Annotated in this window: 37 protein-coding genes; 36 read left to right on the top strand and 1 reads right to left on the bottom strand. The window is 70.6% G+C overall.

Annotated features, from left to right (window positions below; all coding sequences use genetic code 11):
* Nucleotides 1-13: 13 nt before the first annotated feature.
* The 17 genes from ACQVFL_RS03150 (at nt 14) to ACQVFL_RS03070 (ending at nt 9,173) form a co-directional block, all read left to right on the top strand.
* Complete coding sequence (locus ACQVFL_RS03150; protein ID WP_431728638.1) at nt 14-1,144, top strand: hypothetical protein; 1,131 nt, start codon at nt 14-16, stop codon at nt 1,142-1,144.
* A complete protein-coding gene (locus ACQVFL_RS03145) occupies nt 1,137-1,682 on the top strand; it encodes a hypothetical protein (RefSeq protein ID WP_431728637.1) in 546 nt (181 codons plus the stop codon). Before ACQVFL_RS03150 ends, ACQVFL_RS03145 begins: the two co-directional genes overlap by 8 nt.
* Nucleotides 1,679-1,810, top strand: coding sequence for a hypothetical protein (locus ACQVFL_RS03140; RefSeq protein WP_431728636.1), 132 nt, complete (start codon nt 1,679-1,681; stop codon nt 1,808-1,810). Before ACQVFL_RS03145 ends, ACQVFL_RS03140 begins: the two co-directional genes overlap by 4 nt.
* The gene (locus ACQVFL_RS03135) at nt 1,803-2,504 is read left to right on the top strand and encodes a hypothetical protein (protein WP_431728635.1); all 702 of its coding nucleotides are present in this window, start codon (nt 1,803-1,805) and stop codon (nt 2,502-2,504) included. Before ACQVFL_RS03140 ends, ACQVFL_RS03135 begins: the two co-directional genes overlap by 8 nt.
* Nucleotides 2,501-3,103, top strand: a complete 603-nt coding sequence (locus tag ACQVFL_RS03130) for a hypothetical protein (RefSeq protein ID WP_431728634.1) — start codon at nt 2,501-2,503, stop codon at nt 3,101-3,103. The genes ACQVFL_RS03135 and ACQVFL_RS03130 overlap by 4 nt, the downstream gene beginning before the upstream one ends.
* Nucleotides 3,103-3,525 (top strand): hypothetical protein, encoded by a 423-nt coding sequence (locus ACQVFL_RS03125; protein WP_431728633.1) that lies wholly within the window; start codon nt 3,103-3,105, stop codon nt 3,523-3,525. Before ACQVFL_RS03130 ends, ACQVFL_RS03125 begins: the two co-directional genes overlap by 1 nt.
* Nucleotides 3,525-4,022 carry a hypothetical protein gene (locus ACQVFL_RS03120; RefSeq protein WP_431728632.1) on the top strand — a complete coding sequence of 166 codons (498 nt, stop codon included), beginning with the start codon at nt 3,525-3,527 and terminating at the stop codon, nt 4,020-4,022. Before ACQVFL_RS03125 ends, ACQVFL_RS03120 begins: the two co-directional genes overlap by 1 nt.
* Complete coding sequence (locus ACQVFL_RS03115) at nt 4,015-4,665, top strand: hypothetical protein (protein ID WP_431728631.1); 651 nt, start codon at nt 4,015-4,017, stop codon at nt 4,663-4,665. Before ACQVFL_RS03120 ends, ACQVFL_RS03115 begins: the two co-directional genes overlap by 8 nt.
* Nucleotides 4,658-5,068 (top strand): hypothetical protein, encoded by a 411-nt coding sequence (locus ACQVFL_RS03110; RefSeq protein ID WP_431728630.1) that lies wholly within the window; start codon nt 4,658-4,660, stop codon nt 5,066-5,068. Before ACQVFL_RS03115 ends, ACQVFL_RS03110 begins: the two co-directional genes overlap by 8 nt.
* 101 nt (nt 5,069-5,169) lie before the next feature.
* Nucleotides 5,170-5,565: a protein-tyrosine phosphatase family protein gene (locus ACQVFL_RS03105; protein WP_431728629.1), complete on the top strand. Its 396-nt coding sequence runs from the start codon at nt 5,170-5,172 to the stop codon at nt 5,563-5,565.
* Between the two features lie 5 nt (nt 5,566-5,570).
* Nucleotides 5,571-5,828, top strand: coding sequence for a WhiB family transcriptional regulator (locus ACQVFL_RS03100; protein ID WP_431728628.1), 258 nt, complete (start codon nt 5,571-5,573; stop codon nt 5,826-5,828).
* 33 nt (nt 5,829-5,861) lie between these two features.
* Nucleotides 5,862-6,359 (top strand): single-stranded DNA-binding protein, encoded by a 498-nt coding sequence (locus ACQVFL_RS03095; RefSeq protein WP_431728627.1) that lies wholly within the window; start codon nt 5,862-5,864, stop codon nt 6,357-6,359.
* Between the two features lie 58 nt (nt 6,360-6,417).
* Nucleotides 6,418-6,624, top strand: coding sequence for a hypothetical protein (locus tag ACQVFL_RS03090; protein ID WP_431728626.1), 207 nt, complete (start codon nt 6,418-6,420; stop codon nt 6,622-6,624).
* Nucleotides 6,625-6,627: 3 nt separating this feature from the next.
* Nucleotides 6,628-7,302, top strand: a complete 675-nt coding sequence (locus ACQVFL_RS03085) for a hypothetical protein (protein ID WP_431728625.1) — start codon at nt 6,628-6,630, stop codon at nt 7,300-7,302.
* Between the two features lie 45 nt (nt 7,303-7,347).
* Nucleotides 7,348-8,073 carry a vWA domain-containing protein gene (locus ACQVFL_RS03080; protein ID WP_431728624.1) on the top strand — a complete coding sequence of 242 codons (726 nt, stop codon included), beginning with the start codon at nt 7,348-7,350 and terminating at the stop codon, nt 8,071-8,073.
* 36 nt (nt 8,074-8,109) lie between these two features.
* The gene (locus ACQVFL_RS03075) at nt 8,110-8,613 is read left to right on the top strand and encodes a hypothetical protein (protein ID WP_431728623.1); all 504 of its coding nucleotides are present in this window, start codon (nt 8,110-8,112) and stop codon (nt 8,611-8,613) included.
* A gap of 38 nt (nt 8,614-8,651) precedes the next feature.
* Nucleotides 8,652-9,173 carry a hypothetical protein gene (locus ACQVFL_RS03070; protein ID WP_431728622.1) on the top strand — a complete coding sequence of 174 codons (522 nt, stop codon included), beginning with the start codon at nt 8,652-8,654 and terminating at the stop codon, nt 9,171-9,173.
* A 165-nt stretch (nt 9,174-9,338) separates the two neighbouring features.
* Here the strand turns inward: ACQVFL_RS03070 and ACQVFL_RS03065 are convergent, their stop codons facing one another.
* On the bottom strand, nt 9,339-9,593 hold the full coding sequence (locus ACQVFL_RS03065) for a hypothetical protein (RefSeq protein ID WP_431728621.1): 255 nt from the start codon (nt 9,591-9,593) through the stop codon (nt 9,339-9,341).
* Between the two features lie 202 nt (nt 9,594-9,795).
* Here ACQVFL_RS03065 and ACQVFL_RS03060 point away from each other — a divergent pair, with 202 nt between their 5' ends.
* The 19 genes from ACQVFL_RS03060 to ACQVFL_RS02970 all read left to right on the top strand — a co-directional run bounded on the left by ACQVFL_RS03060 (nt 9,796) and on the right by ACQVFL_RS02970 (nt 21,904).
* On the top strand, nt 9,796-10,011 hold the full coding sequence (locus ACQVFL_RS03060) for a hypothetical protein (RefSeq protein ID WP_431728620.1): 216 nt from the start codon (nt 9,796-9,798) through the stop codon (nt 10,009-10,011).
* A complete protein-coding gene (locus ACQVFL_RS03055) occupies nt 10,008-10,205 on the top strand; it encodes a hypothetical protein (RefSeq protein WP_431728619.1) in 198 nt (65 codons plus the stop codon). The genes ACQVFL_RS03060 and ACQVFL_RS03055 overlap by 4 nt, the downstream gene beginning before the upstream one ends.
* On the top strand, nt 10,202-10,624 hold the full coding sequence (locus ACQVFL_RS03050) for a hypothetical protein (protein WP_431728618.1): 423 nt from the start codon (nt 10,202-10,204) through the stop codon (nt 10,622-10,624). The genes ACQVFL_RS03055 and ACQVFL_RS03050 overlap by 4 nt, the downstream gene beginning before the upstream one ends.
* Before the next feature lie 44 nt (nt 10,625-10,668).
* A complete protein-coding gene (locus ACQVFL_RS03045) occupies nt 10,669-11,718 on the top strand; it encodes a hypothetical protein (RefSeq protein WP_431728617.1) in 1,050 nt (349 codons plus the stop codon).
* Between the two features lie 29 nt (nt 11,719-11,747).
* The gene (locus ACQVFL_RS03040) at nt 11,748-12,098 is read left to right on the top strand and encodes a hypothetical protein (RefSeq protein ID WP_431728616.1); all 351 of its coding nucleotides are present in this window, start codon (nt 11,748-11,750) and stop codon (nt 12,096-12,098) included.
* Nucleotides 12,099-12,101: 3 nt separating this feature from the next.
* Entirely contained in the window at nt 12,102-14,027 is a 1,926-nt protein-coding gene (locus ACQVFL_RS03035; protein ID WP_431728615.1) for a DNA cytosine methyltransferase, read from the top strand.
* A 268-nt stretch (nt 14,028-14,295) separates the two neighbouring features.
* The gene (locus ACQVFL_RS03030; RefSeq protein ID WP_431728614.1) at nt 14,296-14,700 is read left to right on the top strand and encodes a DUF6248 family natural product biosynthesis protein; all 405 of its coding nucleotides are present in this window, start codon (nt 14,296-14,298) and stop codon (nt 14,698-14,700) included.
* A 63-nt stretch (nt 14,701-14,763) separates the two neighbouring features.
* Nucleotides 14,764-14,964, top strand: a complete 201-nt coding sequence (locus ACQVFL_RS03025; protein ID WP_431728613.1) for a BldC family transcriptional regulator — start codon at nt 14,764-14,766, stop codon at nt 14,962-14,964.
* Nucleotides 14,961-16,319 carry a hypothetical protein gene (locus ACQVFL_RS03020; RefSeq protein WP_431728612.1) on the top strand — a complete coding sequence of 453 codons (1,359 nt, stop codon included), beginning with the start codon at nt 14,961-14,963 and terminating at the stop codon, nt 16,317-16,319. The genes ACQVFL_RS03025 and ACQVFL_RS03020 overlap by 4 nt, the downstream gene beginning before the upstream one ends.
* 341 nt (nt 16,320-16,660) lie before the next feature.
* Nucleotides 16,661-16,903, top strand: a complete 243-nt coding sequence (locus ACQVFL_RS03015; protein ID WP_431728611.1) for a hypothetical protein — start codon at nt 16,661-16,663, stop codon at nt 16,901-16,903.
* 2 nt (nt 16,904-16,905) lie between these two features.
* On the top strand, nt 16,906-17,103 hold the full coding sequence (locus ACQVFL_RS03010) for a hypothetical protein (protein WP_431728610.1): 198 nt from the start codon (nt 16,906-16,908) through the stop codon (nt 17,101-17,103).
* A complete protein-coding gene (locus ACQVFL_RS03005; protein ID WP_431728609.1) occupies nt 17,100-17,435 on the top strand; it encodes a hypothetical protein in 336 nt (111 codons plus the stop codon). Before ACQVFL_RS03010 ends, ACQVFL_RS03005 begins: the two co-directional genes overlap by 4 nt.
* A 145-nt stretch (nt 17,436-17,580) precedes the next feature.
* Complete coding sequence (locus tag ACQVFL_RS03000; RefSeq protein WP_431728608.1) at nt 17,581-17,829, top strand: hypothetical protein; 249 nt, start codon at nt 17,581-17,583, stop codon at nt 17,827-17,829.
* A gap of 386 nt (nt 17,830-18,215) precedes the next feature.
* Complete coding sequence (locus tag ACQVFL_RS02995; RefSeq protein WP_431728607.1) at nt 18,216-19,742, top strand: hypothetical protein; 1,527 nt, start codon at nt 18,216-18,218, stop codon at nt 19,740-19,742.
* Nucleotides 19,742-20,077 (top strand): hypothetical protein, encoded by a 336-nt coding sequence (locus ACQVFL_RS02990; RefSeq protein ID WP_431728606.1) that lies wholly within the window; start codon nt 19,742-19,744, stop codon nt 20,075-20,077. The genes ACQVFL_RS02995 and ACQVFL_RS02990 overlap by 1 nt, the downstream gene beginning before the upstream one ends.
* Complete coding sequence (locus tag ACQVFL_RS02985) at nt 20,074-20,457, top strand: DUF6221 family protein (protein WP_431728605.1); 384 nt, start codon at nt 20,074-20,076, stop codon at nt 20,455-20,457. Before ACQVFL_RS02990 ends, ACQVFL_RS02985 begins: the two co-directional genes overlap by 4 nt.
* A 249-nt stretch (nt 20,458-20,706) precedes the next feature.
* Nucleotides 20,707-21,183 carry a hypothetical protein gene (locus tag ACQVFL_RS02980; protein ID WP_431728604.1) on the top strand — a complete coding sequence of 159 codons (477 nt, stop codon included), beginning with the start codon at nt 20,707-20,709 and terminating at the stop codon, nt 21,181-21,183.
* A 2-nt stretch (nt 21,184-21,185) separates the two neighbouring features.
* The gene (locus ACQVFL_RS02975; protein WP_431728603.1) at nt 21,186-21,587 is read left to right on the top strand and encodes a hypothetical protein; all 402 of its coding nucleotides are present in this window, start codon (nt 21,186-21,188) and stop codon (nt 21,585-21,587) included.
* Nucleotides 21,588-21,607: 20 nt separating this feature from the next.
* Nucleotides 21,608-21,904 (top strand): hypothetical protein, encoded by a 297-nt coding sequence (locus tag ACQVFL_RS02970; RefSeq protein WP_431728602.1) that lies wholly within the window; start codon nt 21,608-21,610, stop codon nt 21,902-21,904.
* Nucleotides 21,905-21,979 lie beyond the last annotated feature (75 nt).

The raw sequence follows: 21,979 nt of genomic DNA, 5'->3' as shown, positions 1-21,979 counted from the left end.
GGAGAACCCGCCAATGACCCACTTCACTGTTCTGGTCTGCCTGCCCGCCAACACCGACCCCGATGACATCGAAACGGCGATCAGCGACAAACTCGCACGCTGGGACGAGAACCGCGACGTCGAGCCCTACCGCGACTACGAGGACGGCAGCCCCGAAGAGTTCTGGTGGGTGAGCGCCATCCTTCGTGGCGCCGATCACCACCGCAACGGAACCGGCATCCTGCCTCACCACCCCGACGATCCACACGGGGTCCGGCAGCCCGGCCGAACATCGCAGTACCCCGAGGCGGTGCAGCGCGCCGAGTACGCCGATGACGCGGCGTGGGCCGAGAAGCTGGGCGAGCAGCCGACCTGGGAAGCCGTCGTGCAGCTCTACAACGAGAAGTACCACCCGACCAACGCTGTCGCGATCGTCGGCGACAGCACCGACACCGAGGACACCGACCGGCTGCACTACGACCCCGAGACAGGCCGGGCGTACACCATCAGCACCCGCAACCCGGAAGGGCTGTGGGACTGGTGGGCAATCGGGGGCCGGTGGCACCGCACGATGATCGGCGTCCAGGGCGCGGACCGCAGCGTCCTCGTCTTCGGCCATGCCGCCGCGTTCAGTCGGGACGACAGCCCCGCGCGGGCCGACAACGGTGGCCTCTTCTGCGACGGTGGGCCCCGGTTCGTTCTCGACTTCAAGGCGATGCGGGACAAGGCCGCCGCTGAGGCCAATGCCCGCTACGACCGCTGGGACGTCATCTGCGAGAAGACCGACCCGGCCAAGCCGTGGTCCCACTTCCTCGACCTCGCCAAGGTCGAGGAGATCGCGTGGGATGAGGCCCGCCGCCTGTACCGGGAGCAGCCGCGCATCGAACTCACCAGCCAGGACGAGGAACTGCGTTGGATGGACTGCCCGGTGGAGCACTTCATGTCCGGCCGGGACGAGTACGTGGAAGAGGCCCGCCGTGCGGCTGTTCCCGGGTACGCGCTGGTGACGTTGGATGGCGAGTGGCTGGCACCGGGCCGCATGGGCTGGTTCGGCATGTCCAGCGACAGCTCCGGGGAACGTTCGGCGTACCGGGTCGGTGTGAACCGGTACCTCGAAGACCTCGACCCGCAGGCGTACATCGTCCTGGTCGACTGCCATGTCTGAGCGCGCCTACTCCACCAGCGACCCGGCCACCGTCGCCGCGTACCGTGCCGCCGCCGACGGCTTCCAGAACACCGCCCGTCGGGCACAGGAGGACTCCGAGGCGCTGGGCAAGAACAAGGGTGCCCTAATTCGCCGTCATCCCTTGTTCGGTGCAGAGGTCATCGGCTTGGCGGCGGACGACCCGACCGACCCGCCACAGGGCTGGCGGTACCTCAAGAGCGTGGAGCACCTGGTGCCCCGACGCGGGAAGGCAGGCGACCCGGCCCGGGAGTGGTTGGAGGAGCACCAGCCGCCGAAACTGCGAGCGGTCATGGAGCAGCACGGGCTTCCCCGCACCTCCAGGAGCGATCCGAACTCCACCCGCTACCGGATCATGTCGCCCGCGCTGTTCGACCACGACGGCACGGTGTGGGCGCTGTACCGGGGCGTCATCGACGGCGAGTGCACGTGGACACCCCGGAAGTTGTCGGAGTACCACGCCGCCCGCGAGGCCAGCGAGGACGCCGCCGCCGCGCTGGCAGCGCAGGTGCCGGCATGAGCGAACAGCAGAAGCCGGAGAGCAAGCCGATGGGCTGGCCCGACGCCGCCATCGCCCTGACCATCTGCCTGACCATCGTCGCGATCGTTGGGATCTGCATGTGGGGGGCGGTGAGCCTCCGTGGCTGACCCCCGCGCGCTGCTCGACGCCGTAGAGCAGTTCAACCTCGCCCACCCGGTAGGCACGTGGGTTCGTTACTGGCTCGATGGCCGCGCCCGCCCGGCCGCGTACGGCCGCACCGGCGGCAAGGCCGTGGCGATGCGGGCCGCCGCCTCCGTGTGGGTCGCCCACGCCGGAAGCGTCCCCCTCGCCGACGTCGAGCCGCTGCCCGAGCAGCCCGACGGCATCGCCGCCGACGAGCCGGAACTGCCCGAACCGGCCGCCGCCGCCCGCCGGGTCCGCGAGTACGTGACCGCGTTCGGTGACGGCATCTACGACGTCACCACCGAGGGCTATCCGCTGTACGGCCGTGACCTGGACGCCCTGTCCCAGCAGGCCATCGAGCTGGCCGGGCTGGTCGACGGACTGTTCCTGGTGTGGTCGCACACCGGGCACGCCTGGTGGGGGCCGGGCGGACGCGCATACCGGCACGACATCACCCGGGCAGGCCGGTTCGCCGCCGAGGTGGCCCGCTCCCACGCCAACGCCCGCACCTGGCCCGCCGACCAGAAGACCCCGCCGGAGGTCGTCATCCCCGCCCCGCCGCTGGCGGTACTCGCCGACCCGACGCGGATCGAAGCGTGGACCGACGAGCAGATCCGGCAGGCCACGACGGCGCGGATCGCCGAGCGGAAGGCCGCGATCGTGGAGGTTCCGCTGTGACGGCCATCGACGCGCGCACCATCGCCGCCGACATCATGACCATGAACGCCCGCGACGTCACCGAGGCCGAGGTGTGGGCGCACATCGGTCAGGCGTACGACGCCCGCGACGTCGACCCGGCCGTGGTCGCCGAGGCACTGACGCTGATCGCTGAGGCCGGTATCGACCTGACCTGGCCCGACGGCACGGCCAGCTCAGAGCTGGACGCGCAGCGGCTGGAGAACGCGCGGCTGACCGCCGAGCTGGTCAAGGCGCAGGAAGAGATCGCGCGAATGCGCGGCGAGGCACAGACGCGCCCGGATGCGCCAGCCAGGCCGCCGGTGGACATCCCCCGGCACCCAACATTCGCGGCAGTCCCGCCGGCACTGCGGGCCGCCGTCGATCAGCGGGTGGCCGAGATCCGCCAGGAACTGGACGTGATCACCTCCACCGCAGCACGGACCCTGCGGCGCGGCGTGGAGCCGGGCGAGATCATCGCGCTGCTCGCGCCCGCTATGGGTGACCTTCCGCCGGTGGTGCTGCGGGAGATCGCCGCTGCTGCGGTAGTGGAGTGCGCGGTCAGCCGCATGGGCGTCCGCGCCGGGGCGGTGAACGGCTGATGGGCCGGGCCGACGCCAGCAGCATCTTCGACCGGGTCGCTGACGCGCTCATCGCCGAGAACGCCGCCGACACCCTCAAGCGCAACGTTCTCGGCCCGCTCATCGACGCGCTCCGCGACGCCGACTGGGACACCTGGGGCGAGAGCCGCGAGCGGTACGCCAACGATCTGGTGATCGCCGAACTGTTCGCCAAGCTGGGCCACGAGATCGATGGCAACGGCGTGTACGGGGAGATCGACTTCGCGGACTCCGCGTGGTCGCTGCGGTGCAGCCGCCACGGCCTCGTCGGCGGCGGCACCGACACTCCCGGCGAGCATGACCGGCTGGTGCGGCTGTGGGCGCAGCACGATCACGAACTGCACGGCGGCGACGGTGCCGTGGACACCGACGTCCTGATCGACCCGCAGGCGGTGATCGACTGATGGATGCCACAACCGATAACCGCATCTGGACCGTGCCGATCCCCGCCCCGCATCCGATGAAGACCGTCAACCGCAACGAGCACTGGTCGGCCGGGGCGCGGCGGCGGCGCGACTGGCGGGAAACCGCCTACGCGCGCTTCGTCCTCGCTGGCCTGCCGAAGGGACTCACCCGCATCCGGGTAGACGTAGAGCTGCGGTTCACCACGAACCGCCGCCGCGACGCACCCAACTACTACGGGGACGTCATCAAGCCGTGCATCGACGCCCTGTCGCCCGAGAAGCGGGTGAAGGTGCGAGGCGGCAACGGCTACAGGGTGGAACGCGGCTGGGGTGTCATCCCCGACGACACCGCCCAGTTCCTGGACCTGGCCGCGCCGAAGATCGGCCCCGTGGTGCCGAAGGGCCTGCACCCGCACGGGCTGGTCGTGCTCACGATCACCGACTTGTCGGAGCCGGACCTGCTCCAGCTTGCCTCGAAGGAGGCCAGCCGTGGGTGACCCCCACTACGACATCCGTCCGCTCGGTGTGTGGGACCGCCCGGTCACCGCCAACCGGGCAGGGTCGCACCGCTTCAAGGCCAACTGGTCCAGCACCCTCGACCTACTCACCCGCGAAGTCGACATGCTCGGCGCCGCCCTGGTCGTGGTGCAGATCGACGTCACCGACGGGGAAATCCGCCGCGACGGAATGCTCCGCGCCAACGCGCGAGTCGGCTTCCCCGGCGTCAAGGTGTCGTTCGACTCCCGGTACGGGCCGCTGACGTACGCCACCGATACCTACGAGCAGCAGTACGGGTATGGGCTGCCCGGCTGGCAGGCCAACGTCCGCGCCATCGCCCTCGGCCTCGAAGCGCTGCGGGCCGTCGACCGGTACGGGGTGACCCGCAGCGGCGAACAGTACCGAGGCTGGACGGCCATCGCCGCCACGTCAGGCGAGTTCGACATGACCCGTGAGCAGGCGGCGGCGCTGCTGGCTGCCGAAACCTCGTGGACAGCCGGTGACTTGCTCGCCGATCCGGACAAGGTGGCGGCGGCGTTCCGCATCGCGGCCCGCAAGCACCACCCGGACGTCGGCGGCGACACCGAACTGTTCCGGCGGCTGACGGTCGCCCGCGACGTGCTGGGAGGCGGCCGTGGCTGAGCTGGGTCTGTTCGACGCCGCCGCCTACCAGGTGCTACCCGCCCCCGCCGAGAAGCTGTCGGCGGACCGGCGCCGCACCCAGCGGCAGGCCGCGATCCTCGCCGCAGGTCAACACCCGCTCGGCCTGGCCATCGGCCGCCACCTGCCCCTGCACCCCGACGCCCCGCCCGCCGACGACCGGCAGGCCACCGGACCGCGATGCGGCTCGTGCTGGTACCGCGAAGTCCTCGGCCACCACAACCAGTCCTACGGGAAGTGCACCGCCGACGACGGCAGCCGGATCAGCCACGGTGCGGGCACCGACGTGCGCCGGTGGTGGCCGGCATGCCGGGACTACTCCCCCGGCGACACACGGCTAAGCCCCGACGCGGCCCGGTTCATCCCCGAGGTGGCGCAGGCATGATCCCCTACGCTCCCGATGCCTGGAACGAGATTGTCCCGGGCCTGTTCATGGGCGGACACGACCGGCTCGCGGTCCCCGGTAAGCACACCAGCGTTGTGGACGTGGTCGTCACCGACGAGTTCGACTTGGTGATCTCCCTCTACCGGCGATCGGGCTCCGGTCCCGCCGAAGGGGTCGAGCACCACTACCTGAATATCCCCGACGGGATGCTGTTGCCCGCCGACGCCGTCCGTTGCGCCGAGCTGGCCAGCATCGCCGCTGCGGCGGTCGGTGCAGGACGCCGGACGCTGATCCGCTGCCAGGCCGGCTACAACCGGTCCGGCCTCGTCGCCGCCTTGACGCTGATCCGCCTCGGTCACACCGCGGGCGAGGCCATCGCCCTGATCCAGGCGAAGCGGTCCCCATACGCCTTGTTCAACGGCCACTTCGTGAACCACCTGCTCAACGAGGGTGACCCTGCTCCGGCCGCCGACCTGACCCGCACACCAAAGGAGTGATCGAAATGGATTGGCGACACCACGCCGTCTGCCGGGACGAGGACCCGGAGCTGTTCTTCCCGATCGGCAACATGGGCCCGGCCCTGCTCCAGGCCGAGCAGGCCAAGGCGGTCTGCCGCCGCTGCTCGGTCACCGACCAGTGCCTCCAGTGGGCGCTGGAGTCCGGTCAGGACTCCGGGGTCTGGGGCGGCATGACCGAGGAGGAGCGCCGCGCCGTGAATCGCCGGGGCGGTCTCCGAGTCCTCCGCGCCCACAGCGCCTGACCCAGCACAGCAACGAAGGGAGACATAACGATCATGGCAGGAGATACCACCATCACGGTCATCGGGAACCTGACCGATGACCCCGAGCTGCGGTTCACCCCGCAGGGGGCGGCCGTCGCCAAGTTCCGGGTCGCCTCGACGCCCCGGTACATGGACCGGCAGACCAACGAGTGGAAAGACGGCGAGCCCCTGTTCCTCGCCTGCACCATCTGGCGTCAGGCCGCCGAGCACGTCGCGGAGTCGTTGCAGCGCGGCGCCCGCGTCATCGTCACGGGCCGACTGCGCCAGCGGTCGTACGAGACGCGTGAGGGCGAGAAGCGCACCGTCATCGAGCTGGAAGTCGACGAGATCGGGCCGAGCCTGCGCTACGCCACGGCGAAGGTGCAGAAGATGTCCCGCTCCGGCGGCAACAACGGCGGCACCGGCGGTGGCCAGGGCGGCGGCAACTTCGACGACCCGTGGGCGACCGGCAGCCCCGCGCACGGCCGCTCCGCCGCAGGCTCCGGATTCGACGAGGAGCCCCCGTTCTAATGCCCCGTCCTGAGAAGACCCGTCCCTACCCGACCCGGCCCCGAAGGAGCCCCATCCAGTGAGCAGCAGTTCCAGCAGCAGCAGCGCCGGCATCGGCGCCATCGGCCTGCTGACCATCGCCTTCATCGTCCTCAAGCTGGCCGACGTCATCGACTGGTCGTGGTGGTGGGTCCTGGCCCCGGCGTGGATCTCCGCCGGGATCACCCTGGTCATCACCGCAGTCCTGATCGGCGTTGTCGTCTTCCGCGCTTGCCGAAGGAGCTAATCCATGGACATCGACACCGTGTATGTACCTACCGCCGACCTCCTCGGCCTGATCACCGACGTCTCCGTCCTGGCCGGGCAGGAGAAGGAGATCCCCGAGACGTACGCCGTGTGCATCGAGTGGGACGGCCAGCAGTTGCACGCTATGGCTGGCGATGACACCCGCATGGGCGTGTCGTCCTGGCACCCGGACGACTTGCCCGAGGAAGCCACCCAGGAAGGGGTCTTCTCCCGCCGGGGCGGCCACTGCGACCCGTGGAAGATCGTCCTTTCGCTGCACGATGCCGCTGACATCGTCAAGACCTTCAAGGTCAGCGAGAAGAACCGGTGGGTTCCGCTCGGCCTGGACTTCGTGCCCGGTGTCACCGCCTGCCACAAGCTCCGCGTGTCGCGCGACACCAGTAGCGGACTCACCGGCAAGTCCATCGTGGCCCTCGACCGCAACGTCAAGTTCGCCGACGTCCGCGACATGCTCGCAGCCGAGCCAACTCCGCAGAAGGTCACCGACGTGATCGTCAACGGCGAGTCGTTCGCGGCGTTCGGGCTCGTCCGCCAGCGCGGCGGCGGCATGAAGCTCACCTTCGCCGACGGGCGCGTCCGGGTGACCGTCGGCGAACGGTTCGTCGGCCAGATCCTCGCCGCCCGTGCCGCCCGACGCCTCAACCCCGTCGCCGCCTGAACCACCACCCCCACCCGCAACCCATCCAGGAAACGAGGTACCCGCATGTCTAAGCCGATCACTTTCGTCCTGCTCGTCACCGATATGTCCGGCAGCATGGGCCGGCTCGCCGACGACGTACGCGGCGGTTTCAACTCCTACGTCGCCGGCCTCCGGGAGGACACCGACCGGGAGTACCGCCTGTCCGTGACCCTCTTCGACGACGAGTTCATGCCGCTGTGCACAGCGGCACCGCTCGCCGAGGTGCCGACGCTCGACGCCGCCAACTACCGGCCGCGCGGGATGACCGCCCTGCTGGACGCGGTCGGGAAGACCATCCTCGGCTTCGACACCTCGACCCTCGGCGGACAAGACCGCGTCCTGGTCGTGGTCCAGACCGACGGGGCAGAGAACTCGTCGAAGGAGTTCCGCAGCGCCGACATCGCCGACCTGATCCGGCAGCGCGAGGCCACCGGCCAGTGGTCGTTCGTGTTCCTGGGTGCCGGTCCCGAAACCTGGCAGCAGGCACACGCGATGGGCTTCGATCGCGCGTCCACCGTGGCCATGGACTCGTCCGCCCACACCACCCGGGGCAGCTACTCCGGGCTGACCACGGCGACCCGGTCCTACTCGCGGGGCGGCTCGGCCGCCGACACCGTGGCGACGCTCGCCGCCGCCACCGGCGGCCACACCGTCGCCGCCGACAGCAGCTCGCCGTCGGACTGCTCGCCATCGACCACTTCCTACGACACCGGCTCCGCCTCGTCCGGCTGCGACGCCGGCTCCTACTGACCGTCCCCCCAACTCGCCCACCAACGAAGGAGAACCATGGGCAGCTTCGAACGCACCCGCGCAACCCGGCGCGACGTCGCCGACGCCTCCGCCGTCGGCATGTCCGCCGGCTGGCGCATCACCCTCGCCGCCCTGGCCGTGGCCGCCGTCCTCGGCCTGACCAGCATCGGCGTCTGGTACTTCCAGGTCGCGACCTCGGGCGTCAAGGGCGCCGGTGACGCCACCCGCATCACCAACGACGGCCGCAACCGGGTCAACGCCCAGGAATGGTTCGTCGGCCAGTTCGAGCAGATCCGCTCCACGGACCGGCGCATCGACACGGCCGCCGCCGAACTGGCCGCGAAGCCCGACGACGAGTTCGCCGCCACCAACCACCGCGGCCTGGTGAACCGCTGCATGGAGATGGTCGGGGCCTACAACGCCGAGGCGCAGAAGGTGTCCCGCGCCGGGTGGCGCGACGCCGGCCTGCCGGACCGCATCGACGACACCGACCCCGCCACCGACTGCCGGGCCACCGACGCCCCGGCGACCCGCCGCTGAACCCCGCAGCACGTCCGAACCTGAGAAGGAGAACCCGCATGATCCGCAAGACTCGCGCCCTGGCCGTCGCCACCATCGCTGTCCTCGCCCTGGCCCTCGCCGGCTGCGGCGACAGCGGCGACATCCCTCAGTACGACAAGCAGTCCGACGCCAATTTCCAGGCGCAGAAGAAGAACGACCCGCTGCCGAACCTCACGGACTCGTTGGAGCGGGCCAACATCATCGAGCACCTCAAGCGCAACAACCAGCCGGACCGGGTGCGCTACATCTACCTGCTGGCCGACACGGGCGGCATCTACGCCTACTTCGTGATCAAGGGCAAGGTCACGTCGACCGGTGCCCAGCTCACTCCCACGGACAGCATCGTGGACGCCTGCTCAACCAGCTACTGCCCGCACGTGGTACAGGGCCCGACGGACGACGGCTCGTTCGGCGGTGACGAGGGCGGCATCTACTTCTTCACGGACACCGGTGTGGAGATCCAGTGGAACGGCCGGTGGCTGCTCACGGACGAGCCCATGCAGATCAAGACACCGACGCTGACGCTCGAACAGAAGTGACCTTCCCGGTGGTGGCGTCGCCTGGGGAGGAGTGACGCCACCACCGCACCACCAGTGAGAGGGGGTGCGATGGATGCAAGGACTGGCCGCCGGTTGGGCGGGTGTGGGAAGCGTTCAGCCCGGCGCCGTTACGGCGTCGGGCTCAAGTGGTGTGCGGTGATGGGTCTACAGGTCGGTGGGGTCGCCGAGGGCTTCGCGGGCGCGCCGGTAGAAGTCGAGATCGACCACGAGCAGCCCCACCTTGCCATGCCGGGTGGTGGGGATGTGCTCGTCGAGCTGCCCCTCGACGCCCTTCTTCGCGAGGCTGCCGAGTTCCTTCCGCAGCTCTTCGACGCTGAGGTACCTGAGGTTCGCCACGCCGTGATCGTAGCTGTCTTCCTCCGGAAATCCTGTGTCCTGCTGGCCGATCGGACGATTCACCCTGAACTCCTCAGTAGTTCCAATAGAAATTCCTAAGGAATCAGGTTAGGGTCGGGACGAGGCCACGTCAAACGGCCCACCCAAAACAGCAGCTCACATCCCCCATACGACACATCCGCGCCACCCGAACGGAGCACCACGTGACCCACGCGCCTACCCGGCCCGGCAACTCGCCGGCCCCGCACACCGCGGCGATGCGCTGATGTCACGCCACCGCGCCCGCCGCCGTGCCCGCCAGCCCGCCGTCTCGCGACTCACCCACCACGGCTACCAGCCCGACCCGGCCACCCCGGACTCGACCGACCCGGATCACCCGCTGTGCCGATGCGGCCTCGCCCGCACCCATCCCCGACACGAACCGCCTGACACCAGCGACGCCCAGGCAGAGCACCTCCGCAGGATCGGGGACGACCAGTGACCCCCGGCACATGGATCGGCGCGAGCTTGCTCCTGGGCCGTGACGTGACCGCCGACGAGCCGTACCCGCACATCTGCGGGTCGATGCTCGTCGGCGTGATGACGGGCCGCCCGGTCCACGTCAACCACCGCTCCTGTGCCGCCTGCGCCCAGATCGCGGCAGCCGCCGACGCCAAAACCAGGAGGCGCCGGTGAGCACCTTCACCTACCGGGCCATCTGGCAGATCCTCGACTGCGAACGGACCCGCTCGGCGCTCATCGCCGAGGCGTGCGCCGCGCTCGACACGATGGCCGCGACCGATGGTGCTCGCATCGTCGGTGACCCGGTGTGGACGATCGCCGACGAACGGCTGGTCTGTGAGGCACCCGCCGAACGCCTACCTGAGCCCGACCCCAAGCCGCAGCCCGTCTCGGCGGAGGACCGCGACGCGGCCCGCGCGAAGCGGGATGCCGACCTGCTGCGCCTCGCTGGGCTGGGCTGGTCGTCGGCGCAGATCGGGGCGGTGACGGGGAACGCGCCGTCGACCGTGCGCAAGGTGCTGCGCCGCCTTGGTGTGCGGACCGCGTACGCGCCCGGAGGTAACCGCCGCACCGACTTCGGGCAGGCCGCATGAGCAGCCCGACAGGCCCCCCGCCGCCCGACCGCGAGCTGCGCCCCGTGGGCCGCTTCGAGTGGGAGCAGATCATCAACCGGGCTCGCCTCGGTGGCCTGATCGCGGGCAACGCCAACGGCACGCGCGGCGGGGTGTCCGGGCCGACGTTCAAGGCGGTCGCCCTGGTGTGGGCCAGCCACGGTAACCCGGACGGGTCGGAGGTCTGGCCGGGTGACGCGACCCTCGCCGTGGAGGCGGAGGTCGGGTTGAAGGTCGCCCAGCAGGTGAAACGCAAGCTGGTCGAGCTGGGCTTGACGGAGAAGGTGCGGTCCCGGTCGCGCAAGCAGCGCAAGGGCGACGAGTACCGGCTGACGTTGCCGTCGGACCTGCTCGATCACGTCGAGGTGTTGTCTCCGGCGCAGCTCAAATTGCGGGCGGTCGAGGAGTACGAGAAGCGGCGCGGCAAGCGGCCGACGTCGGCCGGGTCGGAGCCACCCACCCCGCCTGTGGGGGGCCCGGTGGACTCCCCACAGGACACCGAGTGTGGGGAGTCCGATGGAACCCCCACGGATTCGGATGGCCACGGCGTGGGGGCACCGGTGGACCCCCCACAAGCTCAGCGACCCGAAACGTGTGGGGGGTCCGACGGAGCCACCGAAACGGCTTGTGGGGGATCCGACGGCACCGCTGTGGGGGGTCCACCGGACCGCGATACCAACCCAGACCGACCCCCTTACCGACCAACCCCAACTGATGACGAGGTCCGTACGGCCGTGACAGGTCCGCGCGCACCCGAGCCCGAAGATCACGATTTTGATTCGAGGCAGACGAACGACGAAACCCGGCCGACCGGCTGCCCCGACCACGGACCGGCGATGACCGCCGGCACCCGGCCCGACGGCACCCCCCACTGCCCCCTCTGCCGCGTCGGCGCACCCCCCACCCCCAAGCGCCGCCAAGCCGACGGCCCCGGCGAGGACCCCGAGGCCGACCACGCCCGCCAGCGCATCAGCGACCAGTGGGCCGACCAAGGCAGCCGCTTCCGCGCCGTCGCCCCCGACCGCCCCGACAGCGACGGCAACGTCATCCCGTTTGACCGCCGCCGCGCCTCGTGAACCCGCACCCGCCTGAGGAGGCACACACCATGACCGATCACCGTGACACCCTGCGACCCGCTACGACCTGGCTGGACGAGGTGAACGCCCAGCTCGGCGACCCGTACCTGGCCGCTCCCGAGGGCATCGACCTGGGCGACCGTACCCGCCGCCACTGGCTGTGGTTCCCGGCCGGTGTCAACCACAACATCGCCATCGACCGGTATGGCCCGAGCCAGTACGAGGTCATCGCTGGAGGCCGTCTCGGCGCGGTCCGCTGGTACGGCCACACCGAGCCCACCGACGACCAGCTCCGCGCCCTGTGCACGCTGGTCGGACTGCTGCCCGGCCCGACCGCCGCCGGTGAGCGGCCCGAGACACCAGACCAGGCCGAGGGCTGACCGGTGGCCGCCACAACAGCACGCCGGGCGAAGACGAAGTCCCGCACCGCCACACACCGGCCCGCCACCCGCAACCGCCGCTTCAAGCACGACGACCTGGTGGCCGTCGACCTGTTCAGCGGGTTCGGTGGCTTGACGCGCGGTATCGAGATGGCCGGATTCACGACGATCATGGCCGCGAACCACAACAGCTACAAGGTGGAGGTCCACGAGGCCAACCACCCGCACGCCGAACACTGGATCGCTGACCTCGTCGACCCCGACGCCGCCGACTACCACTCGGCCCGGGACCTGCCCGCAGCCGACATCCTCGTAGCAGGCGTGTCGTGCACCAACCACACCGTCGCGAACTCGCAGAAGGCGTACGCGCAGCGGGCGAGCCTGTTCGACCTGGACGACCCGGAGTTCGAGGCGCGGGTGACGCGCAGCGAACGGGACCGGGCCACCGCCAACTGCGTGCTCGCCTACGCAGGCGAGCACCACCCACGCGTGATCCTGGTCGAGTGCACGACGGAGCTCACGTCGTGGGGACCGGCCATCCCCGGCAAGCCGAAGGTTGGCGACGGGACGACGTACCGGTGGTGGCTCAAGCAGTTCAAGAAGCTGAACTACCGACACAAGGTGCTGTACCTGAACTCGATGTTCTTCGGCGTGCCGCAGTCGCGGAACCGCATCTACATCGTGTTCTGGGACGCGAGCCTGCCCACCCCCGACCTGGAACACCGGCCGCCGTCCTGGTGCGGCCGATGCTCCGAGATCCTGCCCGCCGTCTGGACCTGGAAGACCGGCATCCCCCCGACCGGCTCGGTCAGCTACGGCAAGCAGTACTGCTACCGCTGCCCCCGCTGCCGCAACGAGGTCGTACCGCCGATGAGCCCGTCCCTGCACGCGCTCGACCTCACCAACCTCGGCACCCGCATCGGAGACAAGCCGATCAAGCGACACCGGGACGGCTCGATAGGCCCGTACGCCGCAACGACCATGGCCCGCGCCGAGCGGTGCCGGCGACGGTTCGCCGAGTTCCCCGCAGTCCTCATGCCCGCCAAGGCGACACGCGGCAGCGAACGGCACCTCGGGCGGCCCATGGCCACCCAGACCAGCCAGCAAGAGACCGCACTCCTGACGGCCGGCGCTCCCACAGGCACGCTGCTCGCGGGCCAGGTGATGGCCGCCCACCGACACAACGGCGACGGCCAGCCCATCACCCGACCGATGGACACCGTCACCACCACCCACGAGAAGGCGCTGCTGCTCGCCGTCAACAACTTCCAGGGTGCCCCTCGCGGTGCCGACGAGCCCCTGCCGACCCAGCCCGGGTCGGAAACCCTCGGTCTGCTGTCCGCCGGCGTCGTGCCGCTACGCAAGCAGGGTGCCCCGCGCAGCCTGAACGAGCCTCTGGCTACCCAAGCCGGCTCGGAAACCCTCAGCCTGTTCTCCGCCGGAGTGGTGCCGTTCCGCCGGAACACCGTCCCGACCGTGCACCCCGAGGCGATGCCGACGGTCACCTCAGACCAGATTCCCGGCCTGCTCACCGCAGTGGGCCTGGTGCAGAAGAACGAGGGCGTCGATCGCCGCGTCTTCCCGGTCAGCGAGCCACTACGCACTCTCGTCGCATCGTCCGCCAACCAGGGACTCCTGTTCTCCGGCTGGCACGGGCACGACGGCACCGCCAAGGACGCCACCGACTGGCACCACGCGCTCGCTGACGTGCCGCTGGAGGACTGCTACTTCCGGATGCTCGCCCCCCACGAGATCGGCCGAGGCTGCGGCTTCGACGTCGATTTCCCTGACGGCCACCGCGGCGACTTCGTGGTGTGGGGTTCCGCCAGGGACCAGGTAGACGGGTTCGGTAACGCCGTGTCCCCGCAGGTCGGCTGGTGGATCAGTCTCCGGCTGCGGGCCATCCTGCACGGCGAGGCGACGGCATGACGGAGACGGAGGACGTCGCCACTCTATGGCGCTGCGCTCAGTGCGGGAAGTGGTCCCACGCGAAACGCCGCCCGACCCGGCACAAGCGGTACGTCGTCACCGGCACGAAGACGGTCACGGAGATGGAGAGCTGGGACACCGGCGCATACATCGACATCGGAATACCTGACGGGGAGTTCCAGCCCTGCGGCCCATTCGTCCGGTGGGAGGCACGCCGCATGGAGTGCCCGCCTCGGGTCGTCACCGTCGAGGTACCGGGAGTGTCGTCATGACGCCGAACCGGCCAACCCACGAACGCGCCAACATCCCCGCCGCAACGGCCACCTGGATTCGCGACACCGTCCTGCCCGCCACGTTCCGCAAGGCTGGCCTCGACCCGGCCCTGTGCCCCTGCCTGTGGGGTTCGTGCGGGCACTGCACGGCGGGCCGCCACCGCCAGTGCGCCCTCCTCACGTACGGGGGTGCGCCGCGTCCCGAACCTGACACGTACGTCACCAACGCCCACGGGCTCGTCCCCGATGTTCGTGCGGGGGTGTGGCGGGCCGGGAAGGGCTGCCGGTGGGTGTGCTCGTGCGGGTGCACACCGATCGGCGCGGACCGGCCCCCGGCCGACCTCGGGGTGCCCGTGCAGCTTGACCTGTTCGCGGGACTGCGGCCCGTGGGGCACGGATGACTGCCGGATGTCCACTTCCACCCGCCCCTGCCCGTTCCCGCCTCACCGAAGGAGTGATCCACAATGCGTAAACCTGACCTGCCCGACGACCCGCTGATGACGCCCGCCGAGGTCGCCGCACAGTTCCGCGTCGACACGAAAACCGTCGCGCGGTGGGCCAAAGCCGGACTGATCCGCGCGGTCCGCACACCAGGCGGCCACCGCCGCTACCGGGTCAGTGACGTGACGCGGCTGCTCAACGCCGGCACGGAGACAGCCGCGTGAACGGGCACCAGTTCGACGCGATGACCCGCGACCTGCTCGCGAGCCTGCGCGACCAACTCGGGGATGCCCCCAGCCCCACCGTGCACCGCACGCTGCTGCGGGACGTGGAGGCGGTAGTTGTGGAGCGGGACCAGTTCCGGCGGCTCCTGATCGCTGTCGGCAGGAACCTCCGCGTCTTCGGCCCCGAGGGAGAGGGCACTGTCGAGGCCATCCCCGACGCTGCCGCTGAGGCGCGCGCAGCGTGGGACACCTTGGCCGAGCAGCTTGAACAGGCAGAGGCGGAGCGGGACGAGCGGCTGACGCTCGCCGAGTCGTCCCATCTCGCCAGGCGGTGCGACGACGTGGTGGCGGAACTGGAACGCGTTCGCCAGATCCGCGACGACATGCAGCGGGAGCTGAACGGGCAGCAGGCCGACATCGACAGCCTCCGGCGCGGCAACGTCGCCTACGCCGCTGAGAATGGCGACCTGCGGCGGCGGCATGACGAACTCTTCGCGGCCCACAACGCTACGGTCGCCCACCGCCGTGCTGTGCAGCGCGCCAACGCCGACCTCCGCGATGAGGTGACCCAGCTCCGCGCGGCTGGCCGGGCGGAGGCCCACCGCCGGCACGACCTCGTGTTCAACGGCATCTCCCGGGCGCTCGGAGAGCAGCAGGTGTTCGTGCCGCTGTCGGTGCGGGAGCGGTGCGCGGAGGCCGCTCTGGCAGCGCTCGACGGCACCCCGGGCCGCCGCGCTCCCGAGCCGGGTGAGGACGCCGACCGGCTGCACCAGCGGATCGCCGCGGTGGCGCAACGCGAGTACGACAACAGCGTCACCACGGACGGCAAGGTCGCGCACTCGGAGTTCCTGGGGTCGCGTATCGCCGCTGAGCTGATCAAGCGGTTTGGGCTGCTGCGGATGGAGCAGGCCGCAGCGATGGTTCTCGCCGCCCGCGAGAACGGGCGGGCCGACGACCCGGACGAGTTCGCCGCTGGCTACGCCGCCGCTGTCACGATGCTGCGGGATGGCGACCGGTACCGGGCGTGGTGGTCGCCGTCGCGGTCGTACCCGTCCGGGGCGGTCCGCCAGCAGCTCGCCGACTACCTCGAAGCGGCCGGTCCGCAGGGCGCCGACGTCCAGACCGCCCACGACGAGATCAACTGGTCTCACGAGATCGAGCTTGCCGCCGACGGCACCTGGGCTATCTGGCACCACGACGGATGCCCCGCCCGGCAGTTCGGGGTCTGCCTCGTCTGGGAGCGCGCCGCCAACTGGGTCGACGGTGGCGCTTTCACCGCCGTACGAGGCCACCGCTACCGATGCGGGGTCGACGACGCAGAGCGGTTCATGCTCGGCCCCCGGGTGGAGAGCTGACGTGGACGTCCAGCAGCCCGCTCCGGAACCCACCCCGCCGCTGCGCTGCCAGGGCCGCAGTGTCAGCGGCTCCGGCCACGCCGAAGGACGGCGGCGAACGTCGGACGGCGGTACGTGCAACGTCGCCGCTCCGCCATCGTGGAGCGGCGACAGGCGGAACGGCAGCGACTCGCCCGCGACATCGTGGATCGGGCCGCCCAGGTGGCCGCGACTGCCGGTTACTCGCTTGCTTGCGCGGGCGAAGGCCCAACGGGTCGGCCCCGGCACGCCGAGGACCCGATCGGCTGCCGCAACAACGGTTCCGGCTGCCTGTGCCCATGCCACGACGAGACGGCCCCAGCGTGACCTCCCGCTCCCTCCCCCGCTGCCCGGTGTGCGCCACACCGGTCCAGGTGCTCCGCGTCAGCGTCGGCGTCGTCGCCGCGTACCCATGCCTGCACTGGCTCACCCCTGGGCAGGCCGACGACGCCCAGGTGTGGGCCCCGCTCACCGCCACGCGTCGTCGGTGCGGCTGCTGGCCGGGCCGGGACTGCTCCGCACTGCACCCCGCCGCCTTCCTTCCCACCGCCGAACAGGAGAAATGACCATGCCGAAGAATCCGAAGAAGCCACAGTTCGGCACGCCGGTGGCGCGCTGCCGCCTCAACATCGTGTGCGACGGCGCGACCACCGGCCTGGAGTTGCGTCCCGTGAAGGTCGGCGAGGCGACGACGTTCGCCCGCGCGTGCGAGGCGTGCGCGGACCACAGCGCCAACACGCCCGCACCGGTCGAGGTGACGTCGTGACGGTCCGCGCAGTCGTCACCCGGGACGTACTCGGGATCGCCGTCCAGATCGGCCGGCAGACCAGCGGCGGCACGCTCATGCTCCGCTACACCGAGGATGCCGCGCACCTCGCCGAAGGTTCGGCATGGCCGGAACCGTCGCTGCGCCTCGAAGAGGACGTAGCCCGCGCCTTGTTCGACGCCCTCGCCGAGCACTTCGGTCAGGCCGCCGGAGGCCGTCAACAGCGCGCCGACTTCGTGCACGAGCGGGGCCGGGTGGACCTGCTGATCGGCATGGTCGGCGGTGCCCTGACGGCTGCTCAGGCTGGGCAGCTACGTGAGGAGCGGCAGTGATCCGCCGTCTCGTCTGGTGGGCCGTCGCGCTACGCCGGCTGCTCGGCCGCTGCGACGTGTGCGGGGCGCGGCTGTGCTCGGTGTGGGCTGCGGGCCTGGAAGACAGTCCGAGCCCGGCCGTGGGCATCCTTCACCGGGGCGTGTCGTGATCCCGGCCCTGCCCGAGCCGGACTGCCGGTACGGCTACACCGCTGCCCAACTCGAAGCGGTCCTCGGCGACCAGGTCGACGCCTTCGGCCGGTGGATCGACGGCCAGACGATGAGCATCTGCGACGGAGCCGTCTACGACCCCGAGTCGAGGGTCAACGTGCCGACGGGCTGCGGTCCGCACGGTGTGGTGGCGTACGGCCACGACCTGCGGCGGTTCCTCGCTGGCCGCCGCCCACTGGACTGAGCCATGACCTTGCCGGGCCTTCCGGGCGTACTCGCCGTTCCGCTCCGCTGCCGCTGCTGCCACCGGCCTGTGCCGACGGGCGTGCTTCATGACGGCTACGGGGAGAAGTGCGCCCGGAAGCGCGGCCTGATCCCGCCCAAGCCGCGAGCGGTCCGGCCGAGGTCAACGGCGGGTGCCGAGGGGCCGGGGCTATTGGCGTTCCTGTCGGCCCTGCCGCCGGTCACTGAGGGTGAGGCCGAAGAGAACGCGGACGTGAACGCGGACGTTACTGGCGAGTTCGAGGCAGGCGAATCCCCGGCCCGACACCCCCCGACCACGGCAGGGCCGCCGCAGAACACGAAACCCCGACCTGCACACTTACACACAGAGTCACGAAACGAGCACCCATGAACATCCTCGACACCATCAACCGGGCCATCGACGGCCGCTGCCCGTGCGGCGAGCAGCCCCGGCTCGGCTCCGCGTACTGCGGCGACGACTGCAAACCCACGCACGTCGGCGACGACACCGACACCCGCTCGTCCGGTCGGCTCGCCACACCGGCCCGCTGGCGACCCGGACTGACCATCACCGACGACGCCGAGTTCGGCTACGAACCGATCGCCGCCGACACCCACTACGAAGGCCGGTACTTCGCGCGCCTCCTCCGCCCCCGCGACACCGACGCCCTGCACCTGCGCCTGGACGACGGGCATCGGTGGGTGGGCCACACCATCGACGGTTTCGACGGATCGTTCCCGCCGCCCATGGTCGCCCGGATCAAGCGGGGGTGGCGGCGTCTGGAACGGCAGTTCGGCGACTCCGAACAGGCCGTGATCGAGGCCCCACCGCCGGACCTGCGGCCCGACCTCCTGCGCGAGGTACCCGCCGAGGTGCAGTTGGAGTGGCAGTGGTGGTGCGACACCTGCCGCCAGCCGCTCCCGACCGCCCGCTGGCACGGCGACATCCCGTACCACCTGCTCGACGACTACATGGACTTCCACCGCATTATCCGCCGCGACGCCGACGGCGTGGTCCGTGGCCTTGACGACGTGATCCGCCGCGCGCTCGGCATGATCTCGCAGCGCACCGACGCCGCCCGAGCCGCCCTCGGCATCCCCGCCTGGCAGCGTCGTTGCCGGACCTGCGGCGAGTACGGCGAGCCCAGGTACGGTGCTCGGCCGGTAGGCGGACCGCAGCCCATCGGCGGCGGCGCGATGGTGATGGCGCTGGAACCCTGCCAGGAGTGCCGGCACTGCGGCAGCCGCTACCCCGGCCCGTTGCTGGCGGTGTCCACCGAGTACCGGCCCGACCGCGCCGAGTGGCACTACGCGATGCGCGCCCGCGTGGGCGGCAGTCAGCACGGCTATCGCGCCGTCGTGCGCGATGAGGAGTTGGAGGAGCACCCCAACCCGGTCGCCTACCTGCGCCGCCAGTGGGACCGCATGGAGGCCCGGCTGCTGCGCGCGATCGCCGACCACGAGGACGGCCCGTCGAGCGACGAACTGGACCGCCAGCAGGCCGCCGTGGACGCGGGAGGCGCAGTCCTGCACGTCGGGCCGCCCGCAGCCGACCCGAACGATCAGGCCGCATGGCGGGAGGTCGGCACGGTCGACAGCGACGGCCTCACCTACGACGTGTCCGCGTCGCAGTGGACTCCGGACACGCCGAACGTTGACCGCGAGCAGGCGCAGCACACCGTGAACGCCGCAATCCGCGCCGGGGACCGAATCATGAACTCGATCGCGGCCCGCCTCGCCCCCGTCATGGCGGCAATGCGGGACGTCGCCCGCCGCTTGCCGCCGGTCCATGCCCGCGAGCAGCCGCCCGCCGACCCGATGCAACGGGCGCTGTGGCTGCGCCGGCACCGGAACACCGGTCCCGCGCCGGACCGGCTCGACGGGCGCAGGAACCGCCGGAACGGGGGCCACTGATGGGCGAACTCGTCCGCACCCTCTCCGAGACCGACAAGCCGCTCTGCCCCAACACCGGCCCCGTAGCCAACGAGGCACACCAGACGTACACCCGGACCCTGAACGCCTTCTACGACGCGGCCGACAAGAACGACGACAGCGAGATGCCCGAGGCGGTCGAGAAGGCGTACCAGGGGGCCGCGTACGGGCGGATGACGGACCGCATGGACCTGTTCCGGTATGGCGTCGGCTTCGCCCAGGGCAGCCAGTACGTGAGGGTTGAGTCCTGGTGGTGGCAGTGCCGGATCTGCGGATTCGTCCTGCCCGCGCAGCGCACCCCGGAGAACACGCGGTGAGCGGCGACCTGTCGACGTGGCTCACCGCCCAGATCGACGCCGCCGAGGCACGTACCCGGGAGCGGCTCTACTGGGCACAGCAGACGATCCTGACCTTGAAAGATCCGAGGCTACTCGGCAAGTACATCCCTGGCTGGCACGACTGGCCCGACGTCGAGCGCGTCTGCACGGAACGACTCGCGGAACTCGCCGCGGCCCGCCGCATCCTCGACGCGCACGCCGACGCACTCCGGATGCATCGCCTCATGAGTGAAGCCGACGACGACGCCAAGTGGGATTGGCTGTTCAAGAGCGAGGCGCTCGAAGGCGCCGTGCGTCTGCTCGCTGTGCCGTACGCCGGACAGCCCGGCTACCGCGACGAGTGGAGGACCGATGCCTGACGCCCGCTGTTCCGCAGGTAGCCCACCCGACCGATGCTGCGTCGGAAAACCACCGTGGGACGTCTTCACCGTCATGACCTACGGCGAACCCCTACGTCAGGTGGTCATCAACACGGCCGCCGAAACCGGCATCGAGCCCCACCAACTCGACAGCCACGTTGAAGGCGTCCACGGCTGGGAGCCACACGATGTCGGCTACGCCCATGCTGTCCGCCAGGCCGCCGACTGTCTCCTGCGGGGAGGATGCTCGTGACCGGCTTCCGTCCGCCGTGGGCGCCCTCGCTGAACGCCGTCTTCGGCATCCCCGTCTGCTACGACGCCGACCAACCCGACGGCACGGTACGCCTCGACCTGGACCCGGGCGAGCCCCGCCACATCGCCCGCATCTGGTCGGCAGCCTGCACACCGGACCAGGTGCGGTTCACCGCCGAGCAGACGGCGCGGATCCGCGACCACTACTCGGCGATGAACGAGCGCGCCGCCCGCGCCCTGATCGACTATCAGCGGCTCCTGGCGCAACTCGGCCCGCGCTCGCCGTCCGCGTACGAGCTGGCCGACCCGTCGTGCTCGTGCTCCCACGTTGACGCAGTCACCGGCCATCACCCACTCAGCCAGCACCCGGACGGGGGCCGCTGTACCGGCGTCGACTCGTACGGGTTGCCCTGCCAATGCCCGAGCTTCGAGCTGCACGAAGAGACCGAATCCGTGATCAACGAAAGGACATGACCATGCCCGACTCGACCACCAACCTGAGCCCTGTCCCCCGCTGCCCGATCCACGGCGAGATGGCTGCCCGCCCCGGCGACCAGTACACGGCGGAGCAGCGCGTGTCCGGCACCTGGTACGACTGCCGCGACATCGAGTGCGACGCCACAGCGGTGCAGGGCGAGGGCGGCGCCTGGATCGACAGCCCTGCGCAGACTCCGGCCGCCGGCACCCGCGAGCACGCCCACATTCCCGGGGCGGAGGGTTCCGTCGACCCGTTCCCCGGCCAGTACGGCGGGTGGCACGTCTACGCCCGTGACGTCCACTCCGGCGCGGGGAACTGCGTGTGCGGGCAGCCGGTCGGCGACCGCCGCCACGTCGAGGCTGCGCCTGGCGTGCCTGTCCCCGCAGCCCTCCGGTGGTGACAGATCACAAGGGGCAGGACGTGGTCCCGTCGGCTGTGAGGCCGCCCCGCGCCACGGCTCGACCGTTGCCGTGGGCGGAGTGGCAACAGCTCGCTGGCGCCCACCCCACCCTGCTCACCACTTCGTCCGAGCCGCCCCACCGCCAGCCGGCCGACGCCGAAGAAGAAGACGGCAGCGAGGAAGAGCAGGACTACTTGATCCCCACGGGTGCCGTGTGGCTGGCCAGCATGGTCTGGCTCGGCCTCGGCCTCGCCTACAACAACGTCGTGCTGCTCGCCGTCGGCTGCGTCCTGGCCGCGGTGATGGCCCGCCGCTGAACACAGCGGTGGCGGCCAGCCCCCCAGCCGACCGCCACCAACGATCCCCCCGGACGCCTCGAACGTCCCCCGGAC

The organism is Verrucosispora sp. TAA-831 (assembly GCF_050780145.1).
In the GTDB taxonomy this organism is placed as follows: Bacteria; Actinomycetota; Actinomycetes; order Mycobacteriales; family Micromonosporaceae; genus Micromonospora.
Note: the sequence above shows the minus strand (reverse complement) of the source record. Positions and strands in the feature narration are given on the sequence as shown.

Excerpts from the sequence above, each read along its gene's own strand:
- ACQVFL_RS03150 (WP_431728638.1), top strand. The coding sequence starts at position 14 with ATGACCCACTTCACTGTTCTGGTCTGCCTGCCCGCCAACACCGACCCC.
- ACQVFL_RS03145 (WP_431728637.1), top strand. The coding sequence starts at position 1,137 with ATGTCTGAGCGCGCCTACTCCACCAGCGACCCGGCCACCGTCGCCGCG.
- ACQVFL_RS03140 (WP_431728636.1), top strand. The coding sequence starts at position 1,679 with ATGAGCGAACAGCAGAAGCCGGAGAGCAAGCCGATGGGCTGGCCCGAC.
- ACQVFL_RS03125 (WP_431728633.1), top strand. The coding sequence starts at position 3,103 with ATGGGCCGGGCCGACGCCAGCAGCATCTTCGACCGGGTCGCTGACGCG.
- ACQVFL_RS03120 (WP_431728632.1), top strand. The coding sequence starts at position 3,525 with ATGGATGCCACAACCGATAACCGCATCTGGACCGTGCCGATCCCCGCC.
- ACQVFL_RS03100 (WP_431728628.1), top strand. The coding sequence starts at position 5,571 with ATGGATTGGCGACACCACGCCGTCTGCCGGGACGAGGACCCGGAGCTG.
- ACQVFL_RS03095 (WP_431728627.1), top strand. The coding sequence starts at position 5,862 with ATGGCAGGAGATACCACCATCACGGTCATCGGGAACCTGACCGATGAC.
- ACQVFL_RS03085 (WP_431728625.1), top strand. The coding sequence starts at position 6,628 with ATGGACATCGACACCGTGTATGTACCTACCGCCGACCTCCTCGGCCTG.
- ACQVFL_RS03080 (WP_431728624.1), top strand. The coding sequence starts at position 7,348 with ATGTCTAAGCCGATCACTTTCGTCCTGCTCGTCACCGATATGTCCGGC.
- ACQVFL_RS03075 (WP_431728623.1), top strand. The coding sequence starts at position 8,110 with ATGGGCAGCTTCGAACGCACCCGCGCAACCCGGCGCGACGTCGCCGAC.
- ACQVFL_RS03070 (WP_431728622.1), top strand. The coding sequence starts at position 8,652 with ATGATCCGCAAGACTCGCGCCCTGGCCGTCGCCACCATCGCTGTCCTC.
- ACQVFL_RS03060 (WP_431728620.1), top strand. The coding sequence starts at position 9,796 with ATGTCACGCCACCGCGCCCGCCGCCGTGCCCGCCAGCCCGCCGTCTCG.
- ACQVFL_RS03040 (WP_431728616.1), top strand. The coding sequence starts at position 11,748 with ATGACCGATCACCGTGACACCCTGCGACCCGCTACGACCTGGCTGGAC.
- ACQVFL_RS03030 (WP_431728614.1), top strand. The coding sequence starts at position 14,296 with ATGACGCCGAACCGGCCAACCCACGAACGCGCCAACATCCCCGCCGCA.
- ACQVFL_RS03025 (WP_431728613.1), top strand. The coding sequence starts at position 14,764 with ATGCGTAAACCTGACCTGCCCGACGACCCGCTGATGACGCCCGCCGAG.
- ACQVFL_RS03010 (WP_431728610.1), top strand. The coding sequence starts at position 16,906 with ATGCCGAAGAATCCGAAGAAGCCACAGTTCGGCACGCCGGTGGCGCGC.
- ACQVFL_RS02995 (WP_431728607.1), top strand. The coding sequence starts at position 18,216 with ATGAACATCCTCGACACCATCAACCGGGCCATCGACGGCCGCTGCCCG.
- ACQVFL_RS02990 (WP_431728606.1), top strand. The coding sequence starts at position 19,742 with ATGGGCGAACTCGTCCGCACCCTCTCCGAGACCGACAAGCCGCTCTGC.
- ACQVFL_RS02975 (WP_431728603.1), top strand. The coding sequence starts at position 21,186 with ATGCCCGACTCGACCACCAACCTGAGCCCTGTCCCCCGCTGCCCGATC.